The sequence below is a fragment of the Gaoshiqia sp. US2 genome (assembly GCF_059705485.1).
The window spans coordinates 1,725,152-1,742,871 of record NZ_AP048550.1; the positions used below are offsets into that span (position 1 = coordinate 1,725,152).

18 protein-coding genes are annotated in these 17,720 nt (G+C 45.1%); 5 read left to right on the forward strand and 13 right to left on the reverse strand.

What is annotated here, in order from left to right:
* Positions 1-96 precede the first annotated feature (96 nt).
* From nqrF to AC6H3C_RS06815, 6 genes are read right to left on the reverse strand one after another with little or no spacing between them, the layout of a single operon-like run.
* The gene (gene nqrF, locus AC6H3C_RS06790; RefSeq protein WP_497519947.1) at positions 97-1,359 is read right to left on the reverse strand and encodes an NADH:ubiquinone reductase (Na(+)-transporting) subunit F; all 1,263 of its coding nucleotides are present in this window, start codon (positions 1,357-1,359) and stop codon (positions 97-99) included.
* 25 nt (positions 1,360-1,384) lie between these two features.
* Positions 1,385-2,002, reverse strand: a complete 618-nt coding sequence (nqrE, locus tag AC6H3C_RS06795) for an NADH:ubiquinone reductase (Na(+)-transporting) subunit E (RefSeq protein WP_497519949.1) — start codon at positions 2,000-2,002, stop codon at positions 1,385-1,387.
* Positions 2,003-2,027: 25 nt separating this feature from the next.
* Positions 2,028-2,678 (reverse strand): NADH:ubiquinone reductase (Na(+)-transporting) subunit D, encoded by a 651-nt coding sequence (locus tag AC6H3C_RS06800; protein WP_497519950.1) that lies wholly within the window; start codon positions 2,676-2,678, stop codon positions 2,028-2,030.
* Between the two features lie 6 nt (positions 2,679-2,684).
* Positions 2,685-3,380: an NADH:ubiquinone reductase (Na(+)-transporting) subunit C gene (nqrC, locus tag AC6H3C_RS06805; RefSeq protein WP_497519951.1), complete on the reverse strand. Its 696-nt coding sequence runs from the start codon at positions 3,378-3,380 to the stop codon at positions 2,685-2,687.
* An 18-nt stretch (positions 3,381-3,398) separates the two neighbouring features.
* Positions 3,399-4,556, reverse strand: a complete 1,158-nt coding sequence (locus tag AC6H3C_RS06810) for an NADH:ubiquinone reductase (Na(+)-transporting) subunit B (protein WP_497519952.1) — start codon at positions 4,554-4,556, stop codon at positions 3,399-3,401.
* Between the two features lie 30 nt (positions 4,557-4,586).
* Positions 4,587-5,939 (reverse strand): Na(+)-translocating NADH-quinone reductase subunit A, encoded by a 1,353-nt coding sequence (locus AC6H3C_RS06815; protein ID WP_497519953.1) that lies wholly within the window; start codon positions 5,937-5,939, stop codon positions 4,587-4,589.
* Between the two features lie 206 nt (positions 5,940-6,145).
* On the opposite strand from AC6H3C_RS06815, the gene AC6H3C_RS06820 reads away from it, so the two are divergent.
* On the forward strand, positions 6,146-7,429 hold the full coding sequence (locus tag AC6H3C_RS06820) for a type IX secretion system plug protein (RefSeq protein WP_497519955.1): 1,284 nt from the start codon (positions 6,146-6,148) through the stop codon (positions 7,427-7,429).
* On the opposite strand, the gene AC6H3C_RS06825 is transcribed toward AC6H3C_RS06820, so the two are convergent.
* Entirely contained in the window at positions 7,426-9,510 is a 2,085-nt protein-coding gene (locus AC6H3C_RS06825; RefSeq protein ID WP_497519956.1) for a sensor histidine kinase, read from the reverse strand. The two genes, AC6H3C_RS06820 and AC6H3C_RS06825, sit on opposite strands and share 4 nt — an antisense overlap.
* 196 nt (positions 9,511-9,706) lie before the next feature.
* On the opposite strand from AC6H3C_RS06825, the gene pruA reads away from it, so the two are divergent.
* The 3 genes from pruA to AC6H3C_RS06840 all read left to right on the forward strand — a co-directional run bounded on the left by pruA (position 9,707) and on the right by AC6H3C_RS06840 (position 12,479).
* Positions 9,707-11,344, forward strand: a complete 1,638-nt coding sequence (gene pruA / locus AC6H3C_RS06830; RefSeq protein ID WP_497519957.1) for an L-glutamate gamma-semialdehyde dehydrogenase — start codon at positions 9,707-9,709, stop codon at positions 11,342-11,344.
* Positions 11,345-11,440: 96 nt separating this feature from the next.
* Positions 11,441-11,740 carry an FtsB family cell division protein gene (locus AC6H3C_RS06835; RefSeq protein WP_497519958.1) on the forward strand — a complete coding sequence of 100 codons (300 nt, stop codon included), beginning with the start codon at positions 11,441-11,443 and terminating at the stop codon, positions 11,738-11,740.
* A gap of 145 nt (positions 11,741-11,885) precedes the next feature.
* A complete protein-coding gene (locus tag AC6H3C_RS06840; RefSeq protein ID WP_497519959.1) occupies positions 11,886-12,479 on the forward strand; it encodes a YqgE/AlgH family protein in 594 nt (197 codons plus the stop codon).
* Here the strand turns inward: AC6H3C_RS06840 and AC6H3C_RS06845 are convergent.
* The 4 genes from AC6H3C_RS06845 to AC6H3C_RS06860 all read right to left on the reverse strand — a co-directional run bounded on the left by AC6H3C_RS06845 (position 12,468) and on the right by AC6H3C_RS06860 (position 15,756).
* Positions 12,468-13,289: an aminotransferase class IV gene (locus tag AC6H3C_RS06845; RefSeq protein WP_497519960.1), complete on the reverse strand. Its 822-nt coding sequence runs from the start codon at positions 13,287-13,289 to the stop codon at positions 12,468-12,470. The genes AC6H3C_RS06840 and AC6H3C_RS06845 overlap by 12 nt on opposite strands.
* Before the next feature lie 66 nt (positions 13,290-13,355).
* On the reverse strand, positions 13,356-13,964 hold the full coding sequence (locus AC6H3C_RS06850) for a rhomboid family intramembrane serine protease (protein WP_497519961.1): 609 nt from the start codon (positions 13,962-13,964) through the stop codon (positions 13,356-13,358).
* Between the two features lie 4 nt (positions 13,965-13,968).
* Positions 13,969-14,967 carry a DNA polymerase III subunit delta gene (holA, locus tag AC6H3C_RS06855; protein WP_497519962.1) on the reverse strand — a complete coding sequence of 333 codons (999 nt, stop codon included), beginning with the start codon at positions 14,965-14,967 and terminating at the stop codon, positions 13,969-13,971.
* An 18-nt stretch (positions 14,968-14,985) separates the two neighbouring features.
* Entirely contained in the window at positions 14,986-15,756 is a 771-nt protein-coding gene (locus AC6H3C_RS06860) for an AMP nucleosidase (RefSeq protein WP_497519963.1), read from the reverse strand.
* Between the two features lie 107 nt (positions 15,757-15,863).
* Between AC6H3C_RS06860 and AC6H3C_RS06865 the strand changes: the two genes are divergently transcribed.
* Positions 15,864-16,319, forward strand: a complete 456-nt coding sequence (locus AC6H3C_RS06865) for a type I restriction enzyme HsdR N-terminal domain-containing protein (protein WP_497519964.1) — start codon at positions 15,864-15,866, stop codon at positions 16,317-16,319.
* Positions 16,320-16,351: 32 nt separating this feature from the next.
* On the opposite strand, the gene AC6H3C_RS06870 is transcribed toward AC6H3C_RS06865, so the two are convergent.
* Both AC6H3C_RS06870 and recR read right to left on the reverse strand, forming a co-directional pair.
* A complete protein-coding gene (locus tag AC6H3C_RS06870) occupies positions 16,352-16,879 on the reverse strand; it encodes a GNAT family N-acetyltransferase (RefSeq protein ID WP_497519965.1) in 528 nt (175 codons plus the stop codon).
* A gap of 100 nt (positions 16,880-16,979) precedes the next feature.
* Complete coding sequence (recR, locus tag AC6H3C_RS06875) at positions 16,980-17,606, reverse strand: recombination mediator RecR (protein WP_497519966.1); 627 nt, start codon at positions 17,604-17,606, stop codon at positions 16,980-16,982.
* Positions 17,607-17,720: the final 114 nt, after the last annotated feature.

The following is a 17,720-nucleotide window of genomic DNA, read 5'->3' on the forward strand; positions in this document are numbered from 1 at the left end:
TATTCGGTACGCCGGATATCAGGAGGGAATGTCGTTTTAAACGCAAAAAAGCTACCCGGTAAGGATAGCTTTTATTGATATGGTAATTGTTTATAATTAACTTCCAAAGTCGTCGAACAGCACGTTTTCGTCGGGTACGCCCAACTCGTAAAGCATTTTGGTTACCGCGCTGTTCATCATGGGCGGGCCGCAAAGGTAGTAGTCAATCTCTTCCGGTTCCTCGTGTTTGCTGAGGTACTGATCGTAGATGACCTGGTGGATAAATCCTTTCGGTCCATCCCAGTTATCCTCGGGTTGCGGGTCTGAAAGGGCCAAATGGAATTTGAAGTTCGGGAATCGTTCTTCGATATCGCGGAACTGCTCGTAATAAAATACTTCTCTCCACGAACGTGCGCCGTACCAGAAAGTGACATTCTTTTTGGTTTCCTTTACCGTGTGGAACAGGTGGAACAGGTGAGAACGCATGGGGGCCATACCGGCGCCACCACCGATAAACATCATCTCGTTATCGTTGTTTTTCAGGAAGAATTCGCCGTAAGGCCCTGAGATGGTTACTTTATCTCCCGGTTTGCGCGAGAAAATGTACGATGAACAAATTCCGGGATTAAGCTTTTGGAAACCTCCTTTTACCCGGTCGAAAGGCGGAGTGGCAATACGGATGTTCAGCATGATGATGTTGCCTTCGGCCGGGTGGTTAGCCATGGAATAAGCGCGGAAAGTGGCTTCCGGGTTCTTCATTTTCAGGTCAAACATGCCATATTGTTCCCATTCAGGACGGAATTTATCGTCAATGTCCATCTCTTTAAAATCGACATCAATTTTGGGGACATCAATCTGGATATAACCGCCCGATTTGAAGTCGAGGTTCTCACCTTCGGGCAATCTGACCACAAATTCTTTGATATAGGTGGCCACGTTGCGGTTCGAAACCACTTCGCATTCCCATTTCTTTACGCCGAGCACTTCCTGGTGGATGTGCAGCTTCATATCTTCTTTTACTTTCACCTGGCAGGCCAGGCGCCAGTTGCCGGCTTGTTCTTTCCGGGTAAAAAAGCCGGTTTCGGTGGGAAGGATTGACCCGCCGCCGTCTTCTACCTGACAACGGCACATCCCGCAGGTACCGCCGCCCCCGCATGCCGAAGGCAGCAGAATTTTATTATTGCCCAGGGTCGACAGAAGGGTATTGCCCGGTTCGACTTCCATATCGAGGTAGCCGTCGTTAATGTCGATTTTTACCGTTCCGGCCGGAGTTAGTTTTTTCTTGACATACAACAGGATTGAAACCAGGAAGATGATCACCAAAAGGAACAAGGCCACGCTGGTAATAACAACTGTTGTTTGAGTAGCTAAAAATATCATGGTTTTAGACTGTTTTTAATTTCTACTATAATTTGATTCCCATAAATCCCATGAAAGCCAATCCCATCAGGCCGGTCACGATAAAGGTGATGCCAAGTCCGCGCAAAGGTGCAGGGACATGAGAATACTGAATTTTTTCACGAATAGCAGCAATGCCCACAATCGCTAAAAACCAACCGATTCCTGAACCTAAACCATAAGTGGTTGCTTCGGCTATGTTGTTGAATGCTTTTTGTTGCATAAACAACGAACCGCCAAGAATGGCGCAGTTTACAGCAATCAATGGCAGGAAAATACCCAGTTGGGTGTACAAAACCGGGGCAAACTTTTCAACGACCATCTCAACCAGTTGCACCATGGAGGCGATCACGGCAATAAACATGATGAAGCTTAAAAAACTGAGATCAACGTCGGCAAAAGTCGGGCCGAGCCAGGTTAAGGCGCCGTCTTTCAGAATATAGTTTTCCAGCAGGTAATCAACAGGTAGGGTAATTGCCAGTACAAAAATAACGGCAATTCCAAGGCCGGTAGCCGTCTTTACTGATTTGGAAACTGCCAGGTATGAGCACATTCCGAGGAAATAGGCAAATACCATGTTTTCAAGAAAGATTGACTTGATAAATATATTAATCAGATTTTCCATTTCTCGTAATTTGTGAGGTTCAATACTAATCTTCGATCAGTTTACGGTTTTTACTGCGTTGCACCCAAATGATGACGCCAACCGTGATCAGGGCCATCGGGGGTAAAATCATCATCCCGTTGTTGGCGTAAGATCCGCCGTTGGCGATAAACCAACTTTCCGGGATCAGGTGAAATCCGTAGATGCTGCCTGAACCAAGCAACTCGCGGAAAAAGCCGACGATCACCAAAATAGCCCCGTAACCGGCGCCATTTCCCAACCCGTCGAGGAAGGAGGGCCAGGGTTTATTACCCAGTGCAAAAGCTTCCAAACGTCCCATCAGGATACAGTTGGTAATAATCAGCCCAACAAATACGGAAAGCTGCTTGCTGACATCGTAAACAAACGCTTTCAGAATCTGGTCAACCAGGATGACCAGGGCGGCGATCACCACCAGCTGTACAATGATCCGGATGCGGTTGGGGATGGTATTTCGTAAGAAAGAAATAATAACGTTCGCAAAGGCCAACACGGCGGTAACAGATATGGCCATCACAATGGCTGGTTTCAATTGGGCGGTTACCGCCAGGGCAGAACAAATACCCAGTACCTGAACGGTAATCGGGTTGCTGCTGTTAAGCGGGTTTGATAACAGTCCCAGGTTTTTCTTTGAAAATAAAGGTTCTCTATCGCTCATCTTCTTTTATTTTTTCTGGTTGAAAAAAGCTTTATACGCACCCAGGTCGTCGGTCAGCATTTGTTGCAATCCTTTCGATGTAATGGTACCCCCTGAAATTGCGTCCACTTTGTGTTGGGCCGGCGCCGATTCGTTTGATTTGGCAACAATGACCGACTGGAATGTGCCGTCGGTTCCGAAAATAACTTTTCCTTTGAACTGGTTCTGGAAAGCTTTGGTCGAGATTTCGGCGCCCAGGCCCGGGGTTTCGCCCTGGTGGTCGAACGTTGCCCCGTAAATGGTATTCATATCATCCTCCACGGAAACATATCCCCAAATCGGGCCCCAGAGACCTGCTCCGTATACCGGGAGAATATATTTCAGGCTGCCGTCGATCTGACACTCAAATACCGGAAGATTGCGATCTTCGGTCTTTTTGCTCCGTTCTTTTTTCAGGTCCACCGAAAAGGCATCTCCTTCAATCTGTTCTCCTTTGGCATTGACCACATACGATTTGACAATCCGTTCACTGTAAATCTGGCCGGCATTTTTCGCGTCTGTTTCGATATTCACCGAGGCCAGGATGTTTTGCATCTTCTCGGTTTCAATATTTTTTTGCTGGAATGGTTTCAGGTTGATTGCTGCAACAGAAAGTACCGCTGCTACGATGATCACCATTACCGAGGCATATATAAATGTATAAACATTACCGTTCCTGTCCATTTTTATCGTCTTTGTAGGTTAAGCATTTACTTTTGCACGTTTCAAACGGCGTTTAATATTTCCCTGGAGCACGTAGTGGTCGATGAGCGGTGCAAAGGTATTCATCAGCAAAATGGCCAGCATCATCCCTTCGGGGTAGGCCGGGTTAACTACACGGATCAGGATGGCCATTACGCCGATCAGGAATCCGTAAATCCATTTTCCTTTATCGGTTTGTGCTGCCGAAACGGGGTCGGTTGCCATAAAGACGGCGCCAAAAGCAAAACCGCCGATGATGAGGTGTTCCCAGAACGGAAGCGCCATGTAGGTATTTACGGCAAAAATATTTAGCAGAACTCCCATGAACAGACCTCCCAGGACAGTTGATAACATGATTTTCCAGCTGCCGATTCCGGTAACGATCAGAATCAGGGCGCCAATCAGGATCGCCAGGGTTGAGGTTTCGCCAATCGACCCGGGAATTAATCCGATAAAAGCGTTCCAGGTATCGATCGTTGTTTCGCCGGCAGCAGCCAGGGCCATTGGAGTGGCTCCGGTAAAACCGTCGGCCAGCGTTTCAATGCCGCTTGCCGAAATCCAGACGGCATCGCCCGACATTTGGGCCGGATAGGCAAAAAAGAGGAATGCGCGGGCTACCAGCGCCGGGTTCCAGATGTTCATGCCTGTTCCGCCGAAAACCTCTTTCCCGAAAATGACTGCGAAGGCAGTGGCAACGGCAATCATCCAGAGCGGAGTATTAACGGGCATGATTAAGGGGATCAGAAATCCCGATACCAGGAATCCTTCGTTTACCTCGTGTCCGCGGATTTGGGCAAACAAAAATTCAATGCCAAGACCAACGGTGTACGAAACAACAACAATGGGCAATACTTTCAGCAAGCCAAACAGGAACATATCGAAGAAACCGGCGGTTTCCAATTGTCCCAGCGCTCCGAAATGCTGATATCCCACGTTATAAATTCCAAACAACAAGGCCGGCACCAGGGCCATGACAACAATACCCATGGTCCTTTTCAGATCGATATAATCGTGAATGTGTGTTCCCGATTTCGACGTATTTTTCTGGACGAAAAACAAGGTAAAAAAAGAATCATGCGTGGAGTGCAGCCAGTGATATTTGGCGCCCTTCTGCACATGAGGTTTCGTCTTTTCAAAAAAGTTTCTTAATGCTTTCATTGAATATCTTGTTTTAAAGCAATCGTTCGTTTATCCCAATTCTTTTACCATGACGTTAATGCCCTCGCGTAAAATATCCTGAACTTTTATTTTTGAAGTACAGGCGTATTCGCAAAGCGCAAGGTCTTCTTCAATCAACTCATAAATGCCGAGTTGCTCCATCTTGTCAATGTCATTTGCCAGGATCGCTTTGAGCAGGAAAACCGGTAAAATATCCATCGGAAGGAATTTCTCATACTGTCCGGTTAAAACAAAAGCGCGTTCTCCGCCATGCATGTTGGCATTCAGTTTATATTCTTTTTTCGGGAGCAAACGCGATAAGAATGCTTTGCTGGCTGTAAATTTATCGATTCCGGGAAGCGCCCATCCCATAAATTCATATTCGTCGCCTTCGGGAATGACGGTTATCTGCTGATCGAAATAACCCAGGTAGTCGTCGGTAGTCACTTTTGTTCCGGTCAGCACATTGCCGCTGATAATCCGTTCGTGACCTTCCTGTTTTGTTTTGTTTTTGAGCAATTCATTCAATTCGGCGCCGTGGATGACTTTGTAGTATTTGGGTTCTTTCACTTCCGATCCGGTCAATGCAATGATCTTCGAAAAATCGGTTTTCCCGTTTTCGAATAAGCGGCCGATGAAAACCACCGCCTGTGCGCTGATCGTCCAGACAACTTCTCCTTTATTGATCGGAGCAATATGGTGAATCTGGATTCCCACGTTGCCGGCCGGGTGAGGGCCTTCGAAGGTGTTGATATCCACCTGTTTCAACGAGGCGAAAACTCCGTTGTTCTGTTTGGTCGACAAACCCAGGAAGACAGATCCTTCAGTTATCCGGCTGAGGGCATTGATCCCGGTTTGGAGGGCCGATTGTTCGTTTTTGAAAATAAAATCGTAATCGGCAGCCAAAGGGCCCGAATCGAAGCCCGAGATGAAAATATGCTTGGGTTTGTCGGCCGGCTTGGCAGTCGTTCCGTAAGGACGTTGCCGTAAGAACGGCCAGATACCGCTTTGTAACAACTGCCCGCAAATTTCTTCGCGGGATAATTTGAGTGGGTCGGCTTGTGTAAAAGACCGGAATTCATTTTTGCCGTCAGCTTCAACAATTACTTCCAAAATTTTACGGCGTTCTCCCCGAATGACCGATTTCACGGTTCCGCTTACCGGCGAAGTAAATAAAATCTCAGGATGGTATTTGTCGAAAAACAGGGCATCACCAGCTTTTACCTGGGCATCAGCTTTTACACTTAGTTTTGGAGTTAAGCCTGGAAAATCGGTTGGCTTAAGGGCAACTGTTTTGGGGGTCGGTGCATCCACCAATATACCTTCCGCATTTCCTTTCAACCGAATATCCAATCCGCGCTTTAATTTAAAATGCTTTGACATTGTAATCCCTTGTTGTATTTGTTATTTTTGGCAGGCAAAAGTACATATTATTAGAAACTTTTACAATCTTTATTTGATAAACTTGGATGGTTTGAAATATTTAAATACGTGTAAACGTTAGTCGAAAAGTTCATCCCGGATGCCGGACAAATTTTTCGCTCCAAACAGGTAAAAAATGATCTGAAATCAATCAAATTTTAACGAAAATGAAGCGTGTTTTTCAAATTTTGCTGTCAGGTTGGTTCGTTATTTTATCATTAAATTCATTTTCGAATCGCGAAAACGAATTTTATTACCAGAACGCTGTTTTTAAAGAAGAGATCAAATCTGTTCAGTTATTTCGCGATGGCGCTGAGCTGAGTCATCCGGTTATTTCACTGGGAACAGACGAACAACTGGTGCTGAAATTTGACGACCTTTCGGGACGGGTTAAGGATTACTATTATACGATCATTCATTGTGATGCCGGTTGGAATGAATCATTCATTTCTCAGAATGAGTACCTCGACGGCTTTGTGGAAAATCCGCTGGATGATTATGCTTTAAGTTTTAATACAACGGTGCAGTATGTCAACTATCAGTTGCGTATTCCAAACGAACGTGTCGGGATTAAGTTCTCGGGGAATTATGTGCTGGTTGTTTACGAGGATATGGACCAGGAGAAAGTGGCTCTGACACGCCGGTTTCACCTGTTGGATCAAAAGGTTAGTGTGAGCGGTTTGGTTAAACGGGCGACCTTTGATCCGTTTAAAGGCGAAAACCAGGAGGTGGACTTTACCATTCGTCATGAACGGATGATGATTGCTAATCCGCGGGAAGAGATTCAGGTTGTGGTGATGAAAAACCGGCGTTGGGATAATGCCATTACGAACCTGAAACCGTTGTTTGTGAGAAACCGGGAACTGGATTATAATTACAACCAGGAAAATGTGTTTAGCGGGGGGAATGAATACCGTTATTTCGATGCCCGAACCTATCGCTTCCCGGGCGAGAATGTCCGTGCTGTTGATTTTTTTCACCCGTATTATCACCTGACCTTAGACATAGATGAGGTGAGAACCAATAAAAACTTTTTCGGATACCGTGAAATGAACGGGAATTTTGTGATTGAATGTCAGGACCGGATTGAGGATTACGATACGGGATGCGATTATGTTTTCGTTCACTTTACCCTGGACCTGGAGGTCCGGTTGTTGGGAGGTACCGTGAATGTATTTGGCGCGTTGACTGATTGGAACGCGAATAAGAGCAACGAAATGACCTGGAATTACGAGCGATCGGCGTACGAATTGTCGCTGCTGCTGAAACAGGGTTATTACAACTATCAGTACGTGTATGTTCCCGAAGGCGCTTCACAGGCCGATGAAACCGTGCTGGAGGGAAGTTTTTATGAAACCGACAACGAGTACCAGATTTTGGTTTATCACCGCGGAATCTCGGGCAGGTACGATGAGCTGATCGGGTATCAAATTCTGAATTCACGGAATTAACGGATAATTTTCAGGGTCGTTTCACCGTCTTCAAAAGGAATGCTGAAATAAAAACGGGAACCTTTGTCCACCTCCGATTCCACTTCAATTTTTCCTCCGATTAACATGGTGTAATGCTGAGCGATGGCCAGACCAAGGCCCGTGCCTTCGTATTTTCTTGTCGGTTTATTGTCGATTTGGTGAAACCGTTCAAAAATCCGGCTGATTTGGGTTGGTTCAATGCCGATGCCGGTATCCCTGACAAAGAACATGATCTGCGTTTTCCCGTTCATCTGGTATCCGAATTCAACCTCTCCCTGGGGCGTGAATTTGATGGCATTATCAAGAAGTTTTTTTAAAATTTCGCTTAACAGGAAGGTGTCGGTTGTAAAGCCAAATTTCGGATTGGCATTTTCGTTGCTCAATTTAAGCCGGATGGGTTTGTTGCTGACTTCCATGCTGTATTCGCGGTAAAGTTCGACCATCAGGTCGTTTATTTTACAGTATCCTTTTTTGGCAACAACCTGTTTGCTTTCAATTTTTGAAATACTGATCATGTCGTCAATCATTTCCATCAGCACTTTGCCGTTCCCGACGATGATCTCCAGAAAACGGTTTTTCTCTTCCATGTCGAAATCAGTCGAACCAAGCATGCGTGAGAATCCAATGATCGCGTTCATCGGCGTCCTGATTTCATGGGAAATGTTGGCCAAAAAAGCAGATTTTAACTGATCGGCTTCCTCGGCTTTTTCCCTGGCCTCTTCCAGCCTGATTTCGGCAACTTTCCGTTTGGTAATGTCGCGGGCAATCGAAATAACCGAGTTGTCGTCGAGCCGGGCGATACGCATTTCGAACATGGCAGTCCCTTTTTCAACCTCCAGTGCGTATTCAATCGTTTCGATGGAGTCAAAACGAATGGCATCCTGGATACACTGGAAAATTTTCCGGGACATTTTTTCCGAAAAACCAACTTCAAAAATGGAATTACCAACAATATCATCGGCTTGTATCTGAATGAATTCGGATTCTTTAATCACAATGTCAACATAAATTCCATCCTTATCGATAATAAAAAACAGGTCGGGGATAGCTTCCAGCAATACTTTATACCGTTTCCGGCTTTCCTTTAAACTCAGTATGCTGTGTTGTTTTTTGGTAATATCGTAAAAGATGCAGGTTATCTTGTCTTTTTCAACCGAGAGGATAAACAGCTCAAACCATTTATCCAGGTGCTCGATGTGCAATTCGGTTTTTTGCTTTTTAGCGTGCAGGAAAAAGTTGTTCCAGTCGAACGAGTTTCTGAATACCTTGGGAAAAATAATATCGGCTTCAATATCACGCAGTTCACGGGCGCTGACCTTAAACATGGTTTCAAAGGCCTGGTTAACTTTAATTACCTGCAGGCTTACCGGGTTATCCATTTCGTCGCGGTTGATTTCGAGTTCGAGCAAACCTTGCTGAAATAAGCGGAAGAAGCGTGAATTTCGTTGTTCGGTTTCCTCCGTTTTCTTTTTTAGTTCCCGCAGATTTACTTCAAAATTCCAGGACAGGAGGAAACAAAAGATAAAAATGATAGTCAGAAAAAAGTACGGATTAATGGTGAATTCATCTCCTTTCCACAGGACAGATGCCAGGTTGGTGAGCATACCTGCTTCGGAAAGGTGATACGTCAGGGTGAGTAAACTGATGCCGAAGTAGACGGACAGTTTTACCCTGTTTTGATCGAAAAACAGGAGTAACATCAAACCTGCCAGCATCGTCCACAACGTGTACGGGGTGGTCAGGTGGATGGGCATAATGGCATAAGGCTTGGCGATGAAAAAGAAATAGGCCGGGAACGGAAACAGGAAAAATGTGTTGACAGTACAGCGTGGCCGGGCATTTCGCAGGCAGTACAGCCCGACAATGAATATTCCCATGAGTGAAACATCGCCGGGGATGCAGGAATATCCCGATGTTCCCCGTACCGCCAGGGTAAAGTCGACAAGGCTAAAAATTAAACCTGCCATCATGATGAAATGCAGGATGATCACCTTCCGTTTTTCATCTTTGGAATCAAAACGAAATGGTCGGATGATAAAGTTAAATATAGAATTTGGCATGAACCTGCTTATCAAATTAAATCAAGGACTAAATATAGTAAATTTTGTGTGGTAATTATTTTTTTGCACAACGCAGAAAGTTGCATTTTTCGAAAGCTGATTTTTATTAGGGATTAAGTTTTTCGGAATACATAGTTTTGTGAAACAGGGGCGAAAGCCTTGGAGAATACAATTTTAACGATATAAACTGACGATTATGCCCAAAGGATTTTTTAATGTACCCATTGCTAAAAATGAGCCGGTAAAAAACTATGCGCCGGGTTCGCCCGAAAGAATCGGCTTGAAGGCGAAATTGGAAGGGCTACGGTCAATGGAAGTGGAGATCCCCATGATTATAGGAGGGAAAGAGGTAACGACGGATCGCCGGATCCGGATTCATCCGCCGCACGAAATCAAACATACGCTTGGGTATTATTACCAGGGAGACGCATCGCATGTGCAGGTGGCAATTGATGCGGCGCTGGAGGCCAAAGCGGAGTGGGCAAATCTGGCCTGGCAACACCGCGCGGCTATTTTCCTGAAAGCAGCCGATTTGCTGGCCGGTCCTTACCGCGAACGGATCAATGCGGCAACCATGTTGGGACAATCCAAGAACGCTTTTCAGGCCGAAATAGATGCGGCCTGTGAACTGGCCGATTTTTTCCGCTTTGGCGTGAAATGTATGACCGATATTTATAAGATGCAACCCGAATCGGCCCCGGGACAATGGAACTACAACGAGTTTCGCCCGTTGGAGGGCTTTATCTTTGCGCTGACCCCCTTCAACTTTACATCGATTGCCGGCAACCTGCCCGCGGCTCCCGCGATGATGGGCAATGTCGTGGTTTGGAAACCATCCAAAACGGCCATTTATTCGGCTGCGGTGATCATGGACATTTTCCGTGAAGCCGGTTTGCCCGACGGTGTGATTAACCTTATTTTTGTTTCCGGACCGGTTGCTGCCGATATCGTTTTTGAACATCCCGAATTTGCAGGGATTCATTTCACCGGTTCTACCGGCGTTTTTCAGGAAATCTGGAAGACCATCGGAGAAAATATTTTCAAATACAGGTCTTATCCGCGCATTGTTGGCGAAACAGGAGGGAAAGACTTCATTTTTGCCGATCATACCGCCGATCCGCAGGCCTTAACCATTGCGATGTTACGTGGCGCATTCGAATACCAGGGCCAGAAATGTTCGGCCGCATCGCGGGTCTATATTCCCGAAAGTTTGTGGGAAGATGTCCGTCAACGGCTTGGCCGGGAACTGGCTACCGTGAAAATGGGCCCGCCCGAAGACTTTACCAACTTTGTGAACGCGGTCATTGATGAGGCTTCTTTCGACAAACTGGCCGGTTTTATTGAACGGGCTAAAACAGATCGGGATGCCGAGGTTATTTTTGGCGGAACCTGCGATAAATCGGTTGGTTATTACATTCAACCAACCGTTATTTTGGCAAAAAGGCCGGACTACATCACCATGACGGAAGAATTGTTCGGGCCGGTACTCACCGTTTACGTTTATGAGGATGAGAAAATCGACGAAACACTGACCTTGTTGGATAAAACCTCTTTCTATGCCTTAACCGGCGCTGTTTTTTCACAGGACAGGTACCAGATTGAAAAAATCACGAAACGGCTGGAAAATTCGGCCGGTAATTTCTACATCAACGATAAACCTACCGGCGCTGTTGTCGGGCAGCAGCCTTTTGGCGGCGCACGGGGTTCAGGCACCAACGACAAAGCCGGTTCGGTGTTTAATATGCTCCGGTGGGTTTCAATCCGTACGATAAAAGAAACCTTTGTTACGCCGGTTAATTACATGTATCCCGGCTTTTTGCCCGACCAGGAGTAAGTTGACACAAAAATATTGTGTAAAAAGGGGATGATTTTTTTCATCTCCTTTTTTTTTGACCGCAGAAACGGTATTTTTGTCCGAAAGGCAAGTGGTATGAATCATGTTTTAACATCGGTCGGGAAAATTATCCGCAACAAATACGGGATTACATTATTGTTGTTCCTGTTGTGGCTTTTCTTTTTTGATGAATACAATCTGCTTGACCATTTCCGCAATAAACACAAATTAGTCCAGCTCGAAGAACAAAAAGATTTTCTAAAGGAAAAAATAGCTTCCGACCAGCGTAAAATTCAGGAGCTTAAAACCAGCCAGAAAAACCTCGAAAAATTTGCGCGTGAACAATTCCTGATGAAAAAGGAAAACGAAGACGTCTATATTGTTATTGAAGACTAATCCGGCCCGATCGCCGTTTCTGCCTGATTTATAGTTTTGTTGACCGGTTTACCGGATGTCGTTCAACTTTATTCACATTTTAATTGTTCCATTTTATTTGATTAATAGTTGAATTTTTTTAAATTGATCTTGAATTCAATAAAAAATGAACTTGAATATCAACATATTTAAAATTGAAACCAATTATGTTTTGCCAGGTAAAGGTCGTATCCTGATTGCGGAACCTTTTCTTCCGGGAAGCTATTTTAACCGCTCGGTCGTATTGCTGGTGGCATATAGCGATAAGGGGGCTGTTGGTTTTATTTTAAATAAAAAAGTTGATTATCCGATCAATGAAATTATTGGCGATTTTCCCGATTTTCAATCTGATATATTCATAGGAGGGCCGGTAAGCACCGATTCGGTTTACTTTATTCATTCACTGGGCGATCTCATTCCCGGAAGTATTCATGTTAAAGATGATTTATACTGGGGCGGAGATTTTGACGAGTTGAAAAAGCTCATTAATCTCGGACTGGTAAAACCGGACCAGGTTCGCTTTTTCCTGGGGTATTCCGGTTGGGATAGTGGTCAGCTCGAAGAGGAATTGAAAGAAAATACCTGGCTGGTGTCTGAAATTGAGCAAAATACGGTAATGGACGATTCTCCGAAGAACCAAATGTGGGTGCAGATTGTACGGGAGTTAGGCGGTAAATACTCCATGTGGGAAAATTTTCCCGAAAATCCGTCATTGAATTAATTCCCGCTTAAAAGCTTCATTTATTTTTTTGATTGTTTTGTTGAAGTAGCGTTTTTGTTCAAATGCCTTCACCCATTCGATTCCGTGAACATCGCCGGCTACAAAAACTTCATCGGCCCGAAGCAGGTCGTCAGTGGTCAGTTGATCGGCTTCATGGAAAATCAGCCCCTCGTTGAGGCATAACTGCCGGATTACCTTTCGTGCGGGGTTCAGGTAAACACCAGTCGTTTCAGATGGTGTGCTGACCGTATTCCCATTCACAATAAAAATATTCCTTTCAGCCACTTCAACGATCGCTTGATTGGTGTTGTAAAGGATAAATTCGGCGTTCGGGCTGTGGGATGAACGTAACATTTTCCAGAAAATTTCAGATCCAACACGTAAAGCTGACAAGGGAGAGATGGCTTTTGCTGTTTGACCGAAACTGGCCAGGCTGATTCCTTCGCGGTTAAGCTCGTAGCCGGTTGCTTCAATTTCGCTTGCCCGCGCCCAATAAGACAATTGCTGTTTTTGCCGAAAGAAAAACAAATCGGTCCGGGCGCTTTTAAAAAGTTTGTTTTTGACCAGCATGCGTTCCAATTGCCTTTTCAGTTCTTTTCCGTTATGGGATAAAAACAGAGGAGCGGGCAGGTTAAACAGCGCTGACTGGCGGTTAATTAAATCCAGGTGTTCGTCCCAAAACATAAACTGATTGCGGATTGACCGGATACAATCCGAAAAAAGCAGATGATCGGGCGCTTCGGCGCCGGGAAACAGTTGGTCGTTTTTAAGAAACTGACCGTCGATAAGTAGAAATGGCGAACTCGTCATGGCGTTTTTGCCGTTTATTTTGCGTGAACGTTATGGTTACCAGTCTTTCAGCCGGAACGGCGATCTTTAAATTAACCGGAAAAGCTTGTCCAGAAAACGTTCCAGGTATTGCGGATTAAGCAGAACGGGTAATACAAATCCGTAAAGTGCTCCCAGAAAATGGGCATCGTGTGCAATATTGTCGTTTTGTTTCCTGCTCATGTAATAGGAATAAGCCAGATACAATACAGCAAACAGAATTCCGGGCACCGGCAGTACGCCAAAAAAGTAGATTTTGTTCCAGGGGTCAAAAAAAATGGCGGAAAACAAAACGGCCGAAACTGCGCCGGATGCGCCTACTGCATTGTAATAGTAATTATTCCGGTGCTTAATAATGGCATAAGCGTTTGAAACAATCATCCCTCCGAAATAGAGCAGCAGGTACCAGGCATTGGCCATCCGCCCGAAGCCATATTGGAAATACACTTCAATGGCCCGGCCAAACGAGAAAAGCACAATCATGTTCACGATCAGGTGTTCCCAGTTGGCATGGACAAAACCGTGGGTAATCAGCCGGTGGTATTCTTTCCGGTGATAAATTTTGCTGGCATTAAACTGGAGTTTATCCATCAGATCGTGACGGTTAAATGCAGCAATGGATACAAGGCAGGTGATGAGAATAATTATAATCGTCATGTTGTTAGTGTAAAATACGGTAAATCATTTCTTTTTGTAACTCTTCCGGGCTGCTCGATACGTTTCCCATCCCTTTCGACTTCAGGTCGTATTCCCGGAGGATTGATATAATCTCAACGACTTTCCGGATAGGGTATTGCTTTGCCGCCGCAACATAATTCCGGACAAAGTATGGACTGATTTGCAGCGACGAGGCTACCGCGTTCTGAGACTTATCTTCCAGAAAGTGGTAGGTTAATATCTTCATGAAATAAAAGAACAAGCTGGCAACCGTTCGTGTGAATGGGTTTGAATTCGGATTGGCGGCAAAGTAATGAATGATTTGGTTTGTTTTTAATACATTTCTCTCAGCCAGGGCATTTTGCAACTCAAAAATATTAAAGTCTTTGCTGATGCCAATGTTTTTCTCGATATGATCGGGCGTTATCCGGCTGTTTTCCGGCAGGCTGATGACGAGCTTGTTCAGTTCGTTGGCCACCTTGCTCAGATCGGTTCCCAGGTATTCGGCAAGCATGGCCGACGCCTGGGGTTCAATGCTGTATTTTTGAGCCGACAGGTAGCTGTTGATCCAGGCAGGCAACTGGTTGTCGTATATTTTTTTCGACTCAAACAAGACCCCTTTTTTATCAATGAGTTTGGCAAAGGTTTTTCGTTTATCGATGGTTTTATATTTGTAATTGATCACCAGAATAGTCGAATTCAGGGGGTTGTTGACATAGGCTTCCAAATCTTCGATTTTCTTAATGTTCTGTGCCTCGCGGATGATGACGACCTGGTGGTTGGACATCATTGGAAACCGGCGGGCATAGGTAATAATGGTATCCACCTCCAGATCTTTTCCATACAGGATGTGTTGGTTGAAGCCTTTTTCAGCTTCGGTAAGCACATGCTGGGCAATGTAATCTGAGATCTGGTCAATAAAGTAACTTTCTTCTCCCATTAACAGGTAAACGGGGTGGTATATTTTATTACGCAGGTTGGCAAGAATATCTTCGTAGTTCATATGTTGTATTAAACGGATTTAAAATTTCAGGTGTTTGACCGACCGGCCGTTTGTTTTTATTTCTATCAGGGCGTCAATCCCAACTTTCAGGTGCATTTCTACAAAATTCGAGGTGACTTTTTTGTCGCTGACCTCTGTTTTAATTCCGGTTGAGATCATCGGTTGGTCAGATACGAGAAGTAATGCGCCAGTCGGTATTTGATTGGCAAAACCAACGGTGAAGATGGTGGCCGTTTCCATATCAATGGCCATGGCCCGGGTTTTATACAGGTATTTTTTAAACCGGTCGTCGTATTCCCAAACCCGCTTATTGGTTGTATACACAACGCCGGTCCAGTAGTCCATTTTATTTTCGCGAATGGCTGTGGAAACGGCCCGTTGCAGGTTAAACGCCGGGAGGGCCGGTATTTCGGGCGGGAGGTAATCGTTGGACGTACCGTCGCTTCGGATGGCTGCGATGGGCAAAATCAGGTCGCCGAGCTTGTTTTTCTTTTTCAACCCGCCGCATTTCCCAAGAAACAAAACTGCTTTTGGCATAATGGCGCTGAGTAAATCCATGATCGTGGCGGCATTGGGACTTCCCATGCCAAAATTGATGATGGTCATTCCCTCGGCGGTGGCATTGGGCATATTTTTGTCTTCACCAATAATCGGCACCTCGAATCGTTCTGCAAACATTTCCACGTAAAGCTGAAAGTTGGTCAGTATAATATAGTCGCCAAAATTCTCCAGTTTCTGTCCCGTATAGCGGGGAAGCCAGTTGTCTACAATCTCTTTCTTGGTTTTCATATTGAATGATGTAATTTTTTTGCACTTTTGGAATGCCTTAGCCGGAAATTCCCGGTGACGGCCATAAAAACGAAATTCACAAAAATACAACTTTGCAACAGCATAAGATGTTCACGAAACTAAATTTACCAATATATTCGTTTCGGACAAAAACGGAGGCAGGGAAAATCCGGATTTTTGATGAGATCAGGAAAAAATTTCTGGTATTGACCCCGGAAGAATGGGTGAGGCAGAATTTTATTCGTTTTCTGATCAGCGAGAAAGCTTTCCCGGCTCAGCTTATGGCCATCGAAAGCGGATTAAAAGTCAATCAGAATCAGTTTCGGGCCGATTTGCTTGTTTACGACCGGTCCGGACAACCGTTGCTGGTGGTGGAGTTTAAAGCTCCGTCGGTTAAAGTTACACAGGATACGTTTGACCAGATTGCCCGATATAACATGACATTTCAGGTGCCTTACCTGATTGTTTCCAACGGACTTGACCACTACTGCTGTCAGGTTGACTTTACAGCGAAAAACTACTCATTTCTAAAAGAAATACCTGCCTTCACGGACTTGATTTAGCAGAATGAGCGGCAAATTTCCAAATGTCGCAATTACAGTATTTTTTGCCAGATTAATTCGTCCAGCCAGCCATCGGTCGTTTTTAGCCAATCCTTCTTTGTGCCGGTCAGCCGGAAACCTGCTTTTTCAAAAAGATGAATGCTGTCCGGATTGTCGGTGCCGATATGGGCATACAACTGGTGTAAGTTCAACGTGTCTTTGGCATAGTTTGTCATTAACTGCAGGCTGTCTGAAGCGAGGCCCCGCCCGCGGTCTGATTCGTCGTAAATGAGTATACCAAGTCCGGCGCGCCGGTGAAACGGGTCAAAATCAAACAAGTCGATGGCCCCGACCGGCTTTCCGGATAAAGTTTCAATGATCAGCCGAAGCTGCCTGGTTTCAAACAGATCGCGGTGCGATTCCTGGATATACTGTTTCAGAATGTAGCGTGAGAAAGGGGCCAGCGTGTTACTTACTTTCCAGATTGCGGTGTCGTTTTCCCAGATGTATAAAAAATCAAGATCTTCCGGTTCCAGTGGCCTGAGTTTGATTTGTCCGTAACTTAAAAATGTGTTGCCCATAAGCTCATATTTTATTCAGAAATCGATTTTCAGAAGGTACAAAATGCGATAATTTTTTGGATAAACCAGATTGATTGCACGATAAACTGTTGCTTCAATGCTATTGCGTCAGGGAGCTTTCAAAATCGAGCCTGTTTTTTATGGAACGGCCGAGTGTCAGCTCATCTGCGTACTCCAGTTCATCGCCAATGGATACACCCCGCGCCAGGGTTGAAATTTTAATCCGGTAATCTTTCAGTTTTTTATAGATGTAAAAGTTTGTCGTATCACCTTCCATGGTGGTGCTCAGCGCAAGGATTACTTCGGAAATCAGGCCATCTTTTACCCGGTCAATCAATGAGGTGATCTCCAGATCGGCTGGGCCTATTCCATCCATCGGCGAAATGATCCCGCCCAGTACATGGTACAGGCCGTTGAACTGGCGGGTATTTTCGATGGCCATCACGTCGCGGATATTTTCCACCACGCAAATGATTTCAGGTATCCGGTTTGCCTGGCTGCATATGTTACACATGTCGGTATCCGAAATATTGTGACAAATTTTGCAATGTTTGATTTCGGTGCGGGCCTGGATGATGCTGTTGCCGAAAAATTCCACCTCATCCCGGTCCTGTTTTAATAAGTGCAGAACCAAGCGGAGCGCTGTTTTTCTTCCGATACCCGGGAGTTTTGAAAACTCGTTCACCGCATTCTCCAACAACCTGGAAGGAAATTTTTCCGTGATCATACCATTTGTTTTAGTCCGCTTCAAAATTAATAAGCTTGACGGAATCAAAGGTAAAAAGTCAGTTTTTCTTTTTTCGGTAAGCCAATGAAACAAACAGTTGGCGCTAACTAAACA

Excerpts from the sequence above, each read along its gene's own strand:
- AC6H3C_RS06820 (WP_497519955.1), top strand. The coding sequence starts at position 6,146 with ATGAAGCGTGTTTTTCAAATTTTGCTGTCAGGTTGGTTCGTTATTTTA.
- AC6H3C_RS06840 (WP_497519959.1), top strand. The coding sequence starts at position 11,886 with ATGAACTTGAATATCAACATATTTAAAATTGAAACCAATTATGTTTTG.
- AC6H3C_RS06865 (WP_497519964.1), top strand. The coding sequence starts at position 15,864 with ATGTTCACGAAACTAAATTTACCAATATATTCGTTTCGGACAAAAACG.
- AC6H3C_RS06835 (WP_497519958.1), top strand. The coding sequence starts at position 11,441 with ATGAATCATGTTTTAACATCGGTCGGGAAAATTATCCGCAACAAATAC.
- nqrF (WP_497519947.1), bottom strand. The coding sequence starts at position 1,359 with ATGATATTTTTAGCTACTCAAACAACAGTTGTTATTACCAGCGTGGCC.
- AC6H3C_RS06810 (WP_497519952.1), bottom strand. The coding sequence starts at position 4,556 with ATGAAAGCATTAAGAAACTTTTTTGAAAAGACGAAACCTCATGTGCAG.
- nqrC (WP_497519951.1), bottom strand. The coding sequence starts at position 3,380 with ATGGACAGGAACGGTAATGTTTATACATTTATATATGCCTCGGTAATG.
- AC6H3C_RS06870 (WP_497519965.1), bottom strand. The coding sequence starts at position 16,879 with ATGGGCAACACATTTTTAAGTTACGGACAAATCAAACTCAGGCCACTG.
- nqrE (WP_497519949.1), bottom strand. The coding sequence starts at position 2,002 with ATGGAAAATCTGATTAATATATTTATCAAGTCAATCTTTCTTGAAAAC.
- AC6H3C_RS06825 (WP_497519956.1), bottom strand. The coding sequence starts at position 9,510 with ATGCCAAATTCTATATTTAACTTTATCATCCGACCATTTCGTTTTGAT.
- AC6H3C_RS06845 (WP_497519960.1), bottom strand. The coding sequence starts at position 13,289 with ATGACGAGTTCGCCATTTCTACTTATCGACGGTCAGTTTCTTAAAAAC.
- AC6H3C_RS06850 (WP_497519961.1), bottom strand. The coding sequence starts at position 13,964 with ATGACGATTATAATTATTCTCATCACCTGCCTTGTATCCATTGCTGCA.
- AC6H3C_RS06800 (WP_497519950.1), bottom strand. The coding sequence starts at position 2,678 with ATGAGCGATAGAGAACCTTTATTTTCAAAGAAAAACCTGGGACTGTTA.
- AC6H3C_RS06815 (WP_497519953.1), bottom strand. The coding sequence starts at position 5,939 with ATGTCAAAGCATTTTAAATTAAAGCGCGGATTGGATATTCGGTTGAAA.
- pruA (WP_497519957.1), top strand. The coding sequence starts at position 9,707 with ATGCCCAAAGGATTTTTTAATGTACCCATTGCTAAAAATGAGCCGGTA.
- recR (WP_497519966.1), bottom strand. The coding sequence starts at position 17,606 with ATGATCACGGAAAAATTTCCTTCCAGGTTGTTGGAGAATGCGGTGAAC.
- holA (WP_497519962.1), bottom strand. The coding sequence starts at position 14,967 with ATGAACTACGAAGATATTCTTGCCAACCTGCGTAATAAAATATACCAC.
- AC6H3C_RS06860 (WP_497519963.1), bottom strand. The coding sequence starts at position 15,756 with ATGAAAACCAAGAAAGAGATTGTAGACAACTGGCTTCCCCGCTATACG.